The organism is Paraburkholderia sp. BCC1884 (assembly GCF_900996225.1).
Taxonomy (GTDB): Bacteria; Pseudomonadota; Gammaproteobacteria; order Burkholderiales; family Burkholderiaceae; genus Paraburkholderia.
Window position 1 is genome coordinate 179,902 of record NZ_CAAJGL010000090.1, and the last position, 12,905, is coordinate 192,806.

A 12,905-nucleotide genomic window follows, 5' to 3' on the forward strand; every position below is an offset into this window, starting at 1 on the left:
AATACGTCGGCTGCCAGATACGCTCGAATTTTCGTAAAACGGTCCGCTGCTGACGTCATGCCATGTCAGATCAAATTGCGGCTACAGATCCGCAACTTCGTGAGTTCGTCCAAGCCGCCAGGTACATTAAGAGGATGTGAAAAGCGACTCGCAGCCGTCCTCTCGCACGACCTTTTGCTTACGCTTCAAATCCCATACTCCCGGATATGCCTCCGGCGTGCATCGCATGCTGCCGTCAGCGCTCACGTAGCGTCCGTCAGCAGAAATTCGACCAGGCCTCGAATCAAGGTAAGTGAATGACTCCTTGAGCACGCGCGACATGCTCTTCGTCGCGCTATACATTCCGGGAAGATCGGCGACGGGCTGCCTGCTTCCGAGCTTCGCAACCAATGCAGTGTAGGTGAGTGGGCTGGAGCTCACGACGGCAACCGAGAGATACAGCCCTTTCGCGACATTCACATCTTTGACGGTGCCAGCTTTTTCAGGAATGCGCTCAATTGGCGCAACGCCATCGGTGCAGTTGGTCACGGATGCGACGCTCACGTATTCGACATTGCCGAGAGTTACGATCGTCTTGTTCCAATTGAAAACGGGCGTCGCATCCTTGACCTTTGTATCGACGCGACATTGCCTTTCAGTGTGATCCGTGTTGGTGAGGACGAGCATACTAGTCGTCCGAACATACCGTACCGAATCCAGCGTCTGAGCCTGGGCATGGACGGTGATGGCGACCAGAGCGGCGGCCCCCACTTTATAGTTTCTCAATTTAGGACCTTTAAGGCGGCAAGTGTTGCATCGAAGCGTTCGGCATGACCAAGGGCAGTCCTGCCGTTGATCGCCTGTGTAACCAAAAGGGAGTACTTTCTCAATTCTTCGGTTTCTGCATTTGTAGCGGGAATCTGTGGTGACCCATGGTCGATCGTCTCTTTGATGATTGGCTTTACATAGGTAACGAAGAAGCCACCACTGTCGATGCAGTTGTACGGATTTGCAATGATGCGATCGGGGTCGTCGATTGGCGCAGGCCGTTTCGTCATTTGGGAGGGATGGTGGTTTTTATAAGCGGAATCCGACCACCAGTTCGCATCGAAATCCGAACGTTTTAGCCAGCCACGATAGACGTAGTAGTCAGCATAGTTTTCTCGACCAGTCAACTGTTTGAAGCCCCCGCCTCGAAACTTCTGTGCATCTACGTCACCCACGTTGCCGAGCATCCAGCTATAAGAGTGCGCGAAAGTTAAGCCAAGGCTATTGACCTTGTCAGTGCTAAAGTAGCTGTCGAATTCACCCGGCTCGCGTCCGTACCAGTGTCCTCGCTGAGCTTCTGGCACTTCCGATTCCGGGTTCTTCGCCCCGTTCAACATGCTCGCTTCTTGCATGGTGGTCAAACTGCCGGATTCCACCGCGCCCTGTCCGAAGAAGTGTGCCTGCCGAAGCGGCGTGGTGAAGACGAACTTTTGCATGATCTGATTGAGCGGCGTCCGATAGCGTTCTCGCAAGTCCTCGGCTGTCGACGTATATATGCGCGCGAGCGTGCTCTTGTCGACCCACCCGCATTTGCGCATCCAGGTAATGAATTCAATCGGATGGAAATGCCAAAGCGTAGAAGGCAAACCGAGGGCGGCAGCATCCCACCATTGCAACGCAGATGCGTGAGCTTTGAACTGCGCGTATTGTTCTTGCGTCATGGCCGGACGCGCTGTGCTGTCCCCCCAGGTTCCATCTTGGAGAAGGAAGCCGTAGCGCTCGTCAAAAGGACCACTTTCCCATTCCGTCGGAAACTCACACACCAGACGCCGCAGCTTGGTGCGTACAGCTGGATCGCGTCACCTTGACGTGACCACTCCCGTCGATGTCGTGTTTCTCCATTGCGCTATCCGCAACCAGAACGGCGATTTCAGAGTCCCGCGCCCCCAACCAGAGCAAACAGATCGTCTACAACCATCATCTTGGTATGCACGTAAATCTGTTCCGTTATATAACGCTCACCCAGCTTGATCCAATGAATCCCGAGTTACTGGAGAAACAACTCGCCGATTCCCAAAGTCAGCTCGCGCAGTTGCGGGTGGCAGCATCCCAATGACCGGCCCCCTGCTCTTACTTCCAGCTCTGAAAAACCGGCAAATAAATCGCGCGTTAATCTCGCACCTGCCAAAGCTTGATCGGCCGAACCGCCATGAAGATATTGGTCTGAGTACGTTCAGAAATTCGATTTCATCGCCGCAAAAGCAGTCGCTCAGGTCTGCCGTTGGAACGAGCGACACGGCTATAAGCAGGTTTTGCAAGCCAATTCAAGCCAATCGTCCCCCAGCTGGCGCATTTGCGTGTTTCGTATGGTCTTGCGTGGCGCACCAGATTAAAGACCAAGTGCCGCCAGGCGGACGCGGATCGACGCGGCATTCTTATACGGAAACGTTACCCGTTTTCCATCTAGCAAACCATCATAGCCATCGCCAAACGCCTTGGTGATAGCTGGCAAGGCCTTGAACGCCGTTTGGTTGCCGATCTTTTCAAGACGAAATGCACTGACCTGATAAAAATCGCCCTGGAAGTCAGCGCCGGCCGAAGCTGAGGTCCAGCGCGCAAGGACGACGATTTCGTTTGGCCTGTAGAACACCGTGACGATTTTCGGTCCGCCGCCTTCCGTCTCAATTGCCCCGATCTTGACTATCTGTGCGCCCTCACACTTCCAGAGCAGTTGCTGATCAAACACGGTCGAATTGACGTTCGGATCAACCCCGGACGGATATTGCTTGTGCATGACTACGGAGCAGCCGGGATGAATCTGATTCGCCGACAAAGTCACATCGTCTCCGGCGAACACTTGCCCGGAGAAAAATACCACGGCGATCGCGATGAGTACGAGAAACGTATGTTTCATGCTTACCATCCGTTTGCTGCTGTCAAAGCGCTTTGCCATTTTTCCGAACACGGATATCGGTCGCTACCGCACCCAGCGCGACGACGTTTACGGTGATTCGGCGCGGCCCCAATTCGAGCGCGTATATCGATCTGCCATCAAGGCAATCCATACTCTGCAGCCTTCTTTCCATCCTTGAACGCACCGACCGCTTGAGCACCCAACCGGATTGGCGCAAAACAAGTTGCTTCCACATAGGCCGTATCGAAGTAAAACTGCAGAGTCCCATCTGTCCGCACGGCCAACGTAAACGCCTTCGACATCAGAGACTCGTCATTAAAAGTCGACGCATCGAGGCAATCAGGTTTCCCAGCATTGATCCGCTTGAACTCAGCCATGACGGGGACAACCGATTCCCTGGTCAGAAACAGGCTACCGCTATCGCGATGTCCTACTGCATACACTTCGTTAAGATCGAATCGCTTGCCATCTTTGATGCGATATGAAATGCCATACTGGTACGCGTTAGGATGCGCGCCATCGCACTGCGAACTTCCGGTAACTTCGAATCCAACAATGCTCGGCGTCTCAACCGTCTTCTTTATATCGGCGTGATATTGCGCCGTAGCGCCCATACCGCTCGCGTTTTCTGCACATTCCTTCGCGTCTTTAAGAATGCCGGCGCGCAACGCTCGTAACGATGCGTCCAGCGGCGCAGTGTGTTGATTCAGCGCCGGTATCGCCGATACTGACGCGTTCATACCGTCGGCGTGGGCGACTGGAGCGAGCGAAGCGAGCACAACAGTCAGAGACGTGGCAATAAGGTTTCGACAATTCATGAGATGTCCGGATTTCTGACTGAGGATCAAGTACGTTGAGGAGTGTAGTCAACTTGCACCTGAGTGCTCGTGGTGGCCTGGCCCCAGGTTGGCGTCTGATGCGGATGGGTCACGATACGCTGTCGCGTGACGGTCACCGTACCAGTCGCGTCGGTGGCGGTCGTGTCGGAGCGATACCGGAAAATGAAGGCCGCGTATTGCTGGCGATCGTTGTATCCATTGCCCCCACCATTAACCAGAATGGACATTCTGCCCACCGACTCAGTCGAGATGCCGTCATCCGCTACGCGGTGAATGTTTGAGTGCCCCATATAGTGCTTCCAAACCCAGAAAAAGCCGGCGCTGTCGCAAGCATTAAAGGTATCGGTTGCGACGATATCCGGATCGTATCGCGGCGACCACTGACGCATATCGCTGTGAACGTGCCCCTGATGATCCACGGTGGGGCCGCCGCTCCAGTGGTGCGTCGACGTCGACGTAATGCGATGGTCCACATACGTGCCGGACGCGTTGTGGGGAAATTTGCGGAACGTGCCGTAATCGGCGTAAAGCGTCGGCCACGTCAGCTGCATCAACCCGCGACCATAGAACACCGTATAGTATTGCGTCGCCGGAAACTGGGGGTTGGGCGCGCCCGATCCGACTTCCTTCGTGAATCGCAGAAGCCCGGTTTCGATGTAGCTCTGGCTCAGAAACGCTGTCTGCCGCTCCGGGGTTGTGAAGCCGTATTTGCGGAAGGTCTTGCCGATGTCTGCGTGCGAAATCGGCGATCCGCTCAAACGGCTGAGCGCTGCGTGCCAGGTGACAGTATTGACCGGGTGAGGCAGACCATACTTACGCGGAATCAACTGCGTCAGCTCGTCGCGCGAAAGCCATCCGCATTTGCGGAAATGCGCGATCAATTCAAGCGGATGGAAATACCACACTTTGTCCGGCAAACCGGCTTCTTCCCAGAACGCGGCCTTCGCGTAGAAATCCAGAAATGGTTGATGATTCTGAGGATTGCGGTCGAACACCTCACCATCTTGCGTCAGATCCTGATATCGGGCCGCCTGAGTGCGTTTGTCCCACTCACTCGAGTGCTGCACGACCAGACGGCGCATTTTCTCGCGCGCTGTTGGGTCGCCACGGAACCATGCTTCGTATTCTTCTTTCGTCAGCTTGCCGTCGTGATTGGTGTCCACCGAGCTCACAATCTCCGCGAGTATGTCGGCAGCAGCCTGTCCATTCGCCGGAATATATTTGCCGTCTTCGTTGATCTTCCGCCAGTTCATGAAGTGGGGGAAATCGGCATCCGAAAACTTCAGAATCGCGGTATCGGCAAGATTCACGTATCCGCTTTGCGTCTCATTGAAGGGCAAAGACACCCACGCGACGATCTCGTTGTCCGCCAGGCGGGCCTTGTCCGGCCCGAGATTTCGACCGTTACGAAGCAGGTCGTACCCCGCACTGGGGGCTGACGGGTAAAGGTCTACCGCGTGCTGATACAACTCGTACTCGTACTCGCGGTCCGCTCGCTCGCCACCTAGCGCGATGGCTTGCTGGGTTTGATCATCCCAGGCCCACGTTTGCAGATAGCGCGTACCGCTCTCGTACCGCATGCGGACGTACTGCCGCTGCGCATTTTGCCCCTGCTGAAGCGGCGCGATGTGATTAGGGCGAGCCGGGCTCGCGGATGGCTGGGTATAAGTGCTGCGGAACTGCGTCGACGCCGGGATCATGAAATAGCTGTCGCCCCAGTACTCATCGTGACCGTTCTTGTTGGCGTCCTGATATTCGGTCTTGCAGTCGTGGAAGAACGCGTTCAGTTGTTCTTCGCTGCAGAATGTCTCAAAGTGCACATAATGTTTGCCCGTCCATTGTCCGATGATACCCACAATCTCCTTTCGGTAGATCGTCGGAGCGTCGGCGTCTGAAAACACTTTGACGGTATCCCACTGCGGCGTCTGCAGCGGCTTTGCGTAATTGGCGCGGACGCGGTTCACGAAACTGGACGGGAAGTCCGCACTGTTCCGTAGGTGCATGTAAAGCGAATAGAACTCGACCTCAATGCCATCGCCTGTTTCGGTACTGTGCTTGAGTAGGACGAAGCTGGTATCGCTCGGTTGGCTTTTGTTCGTGTCGTACGATTTATACTCAGGCTGGGACGCTTGACGGTAAGCGACCAGCTTACCATCGGCGATCGCGCGCACAAACGTGTCCGCGCTGACGCCGGGGTCCAGGTGAACGCCGCCATGCCATCGGTTCTGTCTGCTGACGGGATACTGACCGTGAGATGCGGTCTGCGGCTCGGGGGCTTGCGCGCCCGAAAAGTTGTCGGGAATGATCGGGTAGCTGATGAGCATCGATTTGTCTTTAGCTTGGTCTTATTCTGAGAGGTCCGCGTCGCCTAGATTGAGCGGGCCTTTCGGCAATAGAGGAAGCGGGTAGGGCTCCGACGTTGGTCCACTGAATGCGTGTTGACTGCCCTTGATATCGATCTTCCCCGGAGCATGAATCTCGATGTTTCCCCCGGAAAAGCGGATATATGCACTACCCGACGTCAGCAGGATTTCCTTCTCTGCGGCGGCTTCGATTTTCTCGGTGGCAGATATCAACCTCACGGTTTTTTGTGCGGTCAGTTCGATGTTGTCCGACTGTGCCTGAATCTCTACTTTGCCTTTCGCGGCAAATAACTTCATGCCCGCGTTTTGCACGAAGAAGCTGATCTTCTCGGCAACGCTGGCGATTAGCGATTTACCTGATGCGATGTGGGTGCTCTGTCCGCTGATCAGGTTGATCTGCTCCTCAGCGGATACATGCACCGACTTCTGTGTTGATAGCGCGATGCCCGCGGGGCTGCCCATCACCAGAACAGATTGCTTGAACGCATTTGCATTGCCTGTCCCGCCACCCGCCGTTTTGCCGCCGCTCGACGTTGGACCCATCACGCTGTTTTGCGTAGCGTCGGTCATCGTCTTTACCGCGCTGTAGCCGTCTTTCATACTTGCGGCCTGATGCGCTTCACTGGCCTGCGATAGCGCCTCGATGACGCTCTCGGAATTCACCAGTTGCGACTGTGTTTCGCTGACATCCAGTTGCTGACTCGTGGCCGATCTGGCGTATGTCGACACGTACAGTCCGCGGCCGGCGCGCACCGCGCCGAACGCATCCGACTTCAAATCGAACCCGCTACCGAGGTACGATCCGCGTGAATTGCCGTTTTGCGCGATCAGATAGCCTAGGTGCAATTGCGCATTGGCGCTGGAGCTGTAGAGTTGCAGCCGATTCTGACCTGTCGCGTCGTCCATCACAAAATGGTTATGCCCACTTCCCTGATATTCCTTCGACTTGTAGCCCGATAGCAGGCCGTTGGAATGCCAGTGTGGTTGCGTTTGACCGTTGTAGACGCGGCCTGTAACTAGCGGCCTATCGCAATCGCCATCTACCCAACTGATCAGCACCTCTTCGCCGACTCTTGGCACATGCACGCCGCCGTATCCACCACCCGTATCTGACATAGCGACACGAATCCAGCACGATGCTTTTTCATCACCGTCATTGAGGCGATCCCAGTGAAAACGCACCTTGATCCGATTCAGCGGATCGGTGTAGACCTCTGCGTTTGCAGGGCCAACGACAATCGCTGACTGCAAGTGCATTTCCGGCTTGTTATGTTCAAACGGGCTGCGATACGGAATGAGCTTGCGTTGAGCCTCGATCTTGGCGAGGAAGAAACCTTCACTTCCATCAGCATGCGTGACTGTCAGGCCGGCATGGCTAGCTTTCGCAGCGGCAAGTTCGCTCTTCAGGCTGTGCGGAAAATCGGTCGCCTGACTGGACACTGGCAGATTGTTCTCGATGAACCAGGCGGCTTCGATAATCGCAAACTGGCGGTTTTGCTGGCTATCTGTCGCATGGCCGGGATGATCGTCAAGCGCAAACCAGTGTCCCGCATCAGCACCACGCACACCGCCTGAACCGTAAAACCGTTTCGCGCGCGATTCCCATTCTTCCACGCGGATTTTTGACAGGGCATCACCCCGATCCTGCGTCCCATAGGTGTAGGCTCCCGTGTATTCATACACCTCAGCCTGCTCAGGCAGATTCCCCTGCGTAGGAAGCGTTGGAATGTTTGTGCCCTTGGCAAAGCCAGGAGAAGCGGGTGCCTTGTAATCGAAGGTGCGGGTCGTGAGTGTCGTGCTTTGCAGTGTTCGCGTGCCCGACCACTGAACCAGGGCATCGGCTTCACTGTTCGTGCCCGCGCGATAAAACTGCACTGTCTGCGGTGAAAGAGGCTGGCACGTGTCGAGACTGTCCGTGACGATGAGCGTATGCGATTTACCGTCGCTGGCCTGCTCAAAGTAGCTGAACAGCCCTTCGTTTTCCATCAACCGCTCAACGAAATTCCAGTCGTCCTCGTATTGCATGCAGAACGAACGCGAGGGCAACGGCTTACTCAACGCAAAGCGAAATGCACCTTGGGCCTGCGGATGCATGTTGAAAACATCCTTCAGGATTTCGTCGGCCGGCTTGTCCTGCCAGATTCGTGCGTCCTTGCGAAAGCGCAGGAAATGCATCCATGATGCATAGCCGATCTGATAACTGGTGAGCCCGCTGTCCGACCCAAGACGCCGTGCGGTATGCACGTAACCGTGATGAGGAAGATAGGACCTGTCCGTCTGTTGAACCCAAAGCGTCACCGGCTGGGCGATCAGCTTCTTGAGTTCAATCGTGTCGGCGGTGGACACGACATCGGCCGTGAATTCGTAGTGGCGGCCGATTCGTGAATAACCGGTGACCCGTTGGGGCAACAGGACATTATTTCCCAGTGCAGTATCCAGCTTCAGCAGGCGATCACTCTGGATGAGTCCGCCAGTTATTGCCCCGATTATGTCCTGCGCACCCATACTGCCTCTTCTTTCTTGTTGGCTGACTAAGCGACCGCGCTCCACGCGATTTTACGAAAGTTCAGATGAATCGGCCAGCTATTCAACATCAGTAAGTGTGAGGCGATATATATTTTCCAACCCGAATATGCGCACGACATATCTATTAATTCTGCTAAATAACTTCCAAGATATCCCTTCTGATTAGCAAATAGATTACAAGGTCCGGTTTTAAACGACCGCAATCCGATGCCCACTCAGTCAGACAGGGCAGAAGCTTCGGTATATGCATCTTCAGCTGCCGATGCCGCCACGTTCAGGCGTTTTCCCAGAAGGCGAGCGCACGATCGGAGAGGCCCCTGTCGTCAGGTAGCTCGCGCACATCAGCTATCGCTCATACGTTGAGAGCTGGACAGTCAGCGACTACTGGAAGTAGGACCTAATTGAAAGCACGTGCCCTAGCCTCAGCAGTTTAGAGCCAGGTGAATTGAGATAGGGGTAAAGAGCGGCTTCTGCGAAAGGGGCCAAAGCTGCGAGAATGAACTGGCTCTAAGCATAGGAAGCCCGCCTTGGCGCAAGCACAGTTTCCGTATGATTTCCGTACGTACTCGGCCGACAACAGTGGCGAGAGATGACCTAAGTGCTCGAATTCACTTGGTGCGCCCGGCTGGGATCGAACCAGCAACCCCTGCCTTCGGAGGGCCGGAAACTTAGTCTACCGCCATCCATCGAAGTCCAGAAACAAAAGCCAACCTATTGATAATTATCAAAAATTAATCCATTGATGTCCGAGCCAATCCAGCCTAGAATTTCCGTACAGTTTCCGTACAAAAAATCATGGCCTCATCCATCACCACCAAAACCGCTCGCGACAAGCTCGCCCCACGACGCGAACCTTACTTCGCGCGCGTCCAGTCTGGCCTCTACGTGGGATTTCGTAAGCTAGCCGAAGGGGAAGGAACCTGGATTGGCCGCCGCCGAGCCGAGACTGGAAAACAGGAATACCGTGCACTGGGAACCTTTGCGAATTACGACGACGCGACGAAAGCCACCATCGAATGGTCTAACTCGCTAGACGCTGGGGTCTCACCCAAAAGTACGACCGTCAAGGAAGCCTGCGATCATTACGTCAAGCATCTCGGACTTCATAAAGGCTCGGCGAGCAAGGCAGACGCCGAAGGGCGGTTCAAGCGGCTCGTCTACGACGACAAAATCGCCAAAATCGACCTTTCCAAACTGCGCACCTCGCATCTGAAGGACTGGCTGGCGAATCAAATCGACACAATCGAAGAAAGCGCCGAAGACGAAGACGATTTGCGCCGTGCCAAAGACAGCGCAAACCGCAACCTTGCTTCTTTGAAAGCGGCCTTGAATCTCGCGCTGCACGACAGGCTGGTTGCGACGGATGTCGGTTGGAAGACGGTCTCAAAATTCAAGGACGTCGGTCGCAGGCGCCAATCATTCCTGCCAAGCGAGCAACGCCTAGCCTTTGTCGCTGCATGCGCCGACGACATTCGACAGTTAGTCAAGGCAATGCTCTTTACCGCAGCTCGGCCCGGAGAACTTGCCAAAGTCAGCGTCAAACACTTCGACCGACAACAAGGGACCCTCGCCCTTGACGGCAAAACCGGCTATCGAATCGTGTCCCTTTCGTCGTCCGCCATCCAGTTCTTCAAAGAACACACCACGGACAAGATCGCCGACGCTCCGATTTTCACGACCGAGTATGGTCAACGCTGGAACAAGGATTCGTGGAAAAAGCCCGTCAAGGAAGCGGCCAAGGCGGCCAAGCTTCCACCCACGATCGTAATGTACTCTCTTCGACACACCGCAATCAGCGAGATGATTGCGAATGGCATCGATAGTTTTGAAGTTGCGCGCATGGCGGGTACGTCAACGGAGATGATCGACAAACACTACGGACATCTTCGGCATGACAGGATGCGGGCGAAGCTGGATGCGATTGGGATCTTGTAAAAACAAGCGCTCATGCCCGCACGCGCACGCGAATTTGTTGGTAGAGCCGAATGTCCTGCTCGTGACTAATTTCGACGACCACCGCGAAGCGTTGGCTCTGCACGAGCTCCTGAGCCCATCCACTTTCGCAGCGCACCACTAGATAGTAGCGATCGCCATAGACCGAGACATCGCGCTGAAAGGTAACCGAAGCGCACTGAAGGGTTGCCTTTTCACGGGTTTGAGGACCCGGCTCAAGCTTGCAAGCATAGCGAGCTGCCATTTCTGGCGCGGCACCTTCGGCCGCCACATTCCGCCGTCGATAGTGCTCGAACACCTCCTCAGCATCGCACCCCCTGATCAGGCGAAAACTCATTCCGATTCCCGCATAGTCCGTGCGCGTATGCCTCACCGGTGGGTCAAAGGCGAGGCTTACCTTGACCGTGCGTCGTCCGGGGGTTTGTTGAAAATCAGCTGGAATCGGTACTTCGTAAACGGCGAAATGATCAATCGCAAGCTCATCTTCGGCGTAAAGAACAACCCTTGCGTCGTCTGAATACGCAGCGCGCTCCAGATCCACAAGCCCATGCCCACACACCTGGTCAATAGCGTCGGCACCCAGCAGGCCAAGACGATCCGACGCCTCAGTCGGCACTCGAGCGGCCCCAACCAGAAGTGCACGCACGAGGTTAGCTGAGGCATTCGGCAAAAGCGAAAGAATCTGGCTTGCCTTGAATGCAACCGTGGGGGCCGCGTATGAGGTCCCCGAACGCGCCGTAAACAGCTGTTCAACCGGCAGATGGTGCAGGGACACTACGCCAGCACTCGGAAGGTCGTCACCATTGCGCAGACTCGCAGTAACGGCGTCGAACACCATCGTGCCGCCAAAGTCAACGAGATCTGGCTTGAGCGACCCGGCAATCCCGGGCCCCACCCGCGTGAACGGTGAAGGCTCAAGTGCGCCCGTGATCGGACGCACACGAACGTCATCAGCCAGTTCCTGCGCGATGCCTGTGCCGTGCGATAGCGCACCCACAGTCACTACGTTCATCGCACCTGCGGGTTCAAGAAACCGGTTAGCAGCCTCGACAAGATAGTCCGGATATTCGGTTACCGCCTGCTCAACACGATGGCCGCCACGAGGATGCCGGTTGCCTGCCGAAACGACGATCACTAGGTCAAGCTCACGAACCAGCTCGTCCAGCGTGGCCGCCCATGCCCCGACCTTACCGCCGTCGTAATGAAGCCGCTTGTCTCCCAACGCGATGACGAAGATCCTGCAGCCGAAACGGCGATGCAGTGTCGTGATCGCTTCGCGCATCTGGGACGGAACCAAGCGCCGATTGTCGAAGCCACCTTGGTCATTGACTACTTTTGCGGAACACAAGCGCGCTCCGCGGTTCAACGTCCCCGCCGCGAGTTGCCCTTTGATGTCGCCAAAAACAGCAATGCCGCCGACGCGAGTTCCATGACCCCATACATCTGCGGTACCGAGGGTCTCAGGGACTCCAATCGCTCCAACCAGAATGTCTTCGATGAGCGGGTGATCATTAATACCACTGTCTATAACACCGATCAGCGGCGCATCCGCGTCCAGGCGGTTCAGATCGGGAATGTCAGTGAGGTCTATAGCCAAGGCCTCCGCCGTGCCCATGTCTGGCTGTGGCGGGAGGTCGATGTTTGCGACCACGTCGATACCCAGCAGCGTCCTAACTAACGGACCCTCGACGACCATTCTCAACATCGAGATTGACGGGCCGATATAGCGATCTAGCACCTCGCCACCACGGGCTGCGACGTACCCGCCGATCTCATCAAGCTTCCGCTCCCGTAGATCGCGCCGGCCGAAATCCCACAGCTCAAGGTCAAGCGTATACCGCTGCCCGTCAACAAAGTCTGTTTCGACCGCGAATCCGTCTTCTCGCAACTTGACTCCAATCCTGTCGCGAGGCTCTACGCCCCCGATGGATTCGATGTTTGCAACAAATGCAGCGTAGGCAGGGTTAATTTGTCCCGCCGGTACTCCCTGCGCGTAAACATTCAGTCGCTGTCGAAAATCACGCAGGTCGTCAGTATCGGCGAAAAGAACAAGGGAGCGATCTGCGTCAGAAGACAACACGGTGAGCCCCAACCCTTCCCAAGCGCCTTCTTGCAGCGCGCCAGCCATTCGGACGCGCAGAATCAGCGCCGGATCAACGAACTCTGGTCGACGCCGCGCACGCTGCGCAGCGATCGTGTTATCGAGTTCAACTGATAGACGCGCACTATGGGTGCCTGGGTCGCGCTGCGGAGGAGGTCCGCCGCCCCCGTGCTTTCTGCGCTCAAATTGCTCGGGCAGGCGAACCAGACGCAAGTGTTCGTAGTGGGGCATCTGTGCGGATG

Annotated in this window: 9 protein-coding genes; 1 reads left to right on the plus strand and 8 read right to left on the minus strand. The window is 55.9% G+C overall.

Annotated features, from left to right (window positions below):
* Positions 1 to 126: 126 nt before the first annotated feature.
* The 7 genes from FQ705_RS19725 to FQ705_RS19755 all read right to left on the minus strand — a co-directional run bounded on the left by FQ705_RS19725 (position 127) and on the right by FQ705_RS19755 (position 8,588).
* Positions 127 to 666: a hypothetical protein gene (locus FQ705_RS19725; RefSeq protein WP_144143745.1), complete on the minus strand. Its 540-nt coding sequence runs from the start codon at positions 664 to 666 to the stop codon at positions 127 to 129.
* 95 nt (positions 667 to 761) lie between these two features.
* The gene (locus FQ705_RS19730) at positions 762 to 1,688 is read right to left on the minus strand and encodes a hypothetical protein (RefSeq protein ID WP_144143746.1); all 927 of its coding nucleotides are present in this window, start codon (positions 1,686 to 1,688) and stop codon (positions 762 to 764) included.
* 209 nt (positions 1,689 to 1,897) lie between these two features.
* Entirely contained in the window at positions 1,898 to 1,948 is a 51-nt protein-coding gene (locus tag FQ705_RS34995) for a hypothetical protein (protein ID WP_409934726.1), read from the minus strand.
* Between the two features lie 408 nt (positions 1,949 to 2,356).
* Positions 2,357 to 2,881 (minus strand): hypothetical protein, encoded by a 525-nt coding sequence (locus FQ705_RS19740; protein WP_144143747.1) that lies wholly within the window; start codon positions 2,879 to 2,881, stop codon positions 2,357 to 2,359.
* A 137-nt stretch (positions 2,882 to 3,018) separates the two neighbouring features.
* On the minus strand, positions 3,019 to 3,621 hold the full coding sequence (locus FQ705_RS19745; RefSeq protein WP_144143748.1) for a hypothetical protein: 603 nt from the start codon (positions 3,619 to 3,621) through the stop codon (positions 3,019 to 3,021).
* 104 nt (positions 3,622 to 3,725) lie between these two features.
* Positions 3,726 to 6,044: a hypothetical protein gene (locus FQ705_RS19750; RefSeq protein WP_144143749.1), complete on the minus strand. Its 2,319-nt coding sequence runs from the start codon at positions 6,042 to 6,044 to the stop codon at positions 3,726 to 3,728.
* A gap of 21 nt (positions 6,045 to 6,065) precedes the next feature.
* Positions 6,066 to 8,588: a type VI secretion system Vgr family protein gene (locus FQ705_RS19755; RefSeq protein WP_144143750.1), complete on the minus strand. Its 2,523-nt coding sequence runs from the start codon at positions 8,586 to 8,588 to the stop codon at positions 6,066 to 6,068.
* A gap of 816 nt (positions 8,589 to 9,404) precedes the next feature.
* On the opposite strand from FQ705_RS19755, the gene FQ705_RS19760 reads away from it, so the two are divergent.
* Positions 9,405 to 10,544 (plus strand): tyrosine-type recombinase/integrase, encoded by a 1,140-nt coding sequence (locus FQ705_RS19760; protein ID WP_144143751.1) that lies wholly within the window; start codon positions 9,405 to 9,407, stop codon positions 10,542 to 10,544.
* A gap of 10 nt (positions 10,545 to 10,554) precedes the next feature.
* On the opposite strand, the gene FQ705_RS19765 is transcribed toward FQ705_RS19760, so the two are convergent.
* The gene (locus FQ705_RS19765; protein ID WP_144143752.1) at positions 10,555 to 12,894 is read right to left on the minus strand and encodes a S8 family peptidase; all 2,340 of its coding nucleotides are present in this window, start codon (positions 12,892 to 12,894) and stop codon (positions 10,555 to 10,557) included.
* Between the last annotated feature and the right edge of the window lie 11 nt (positions 12,895 to 12,905).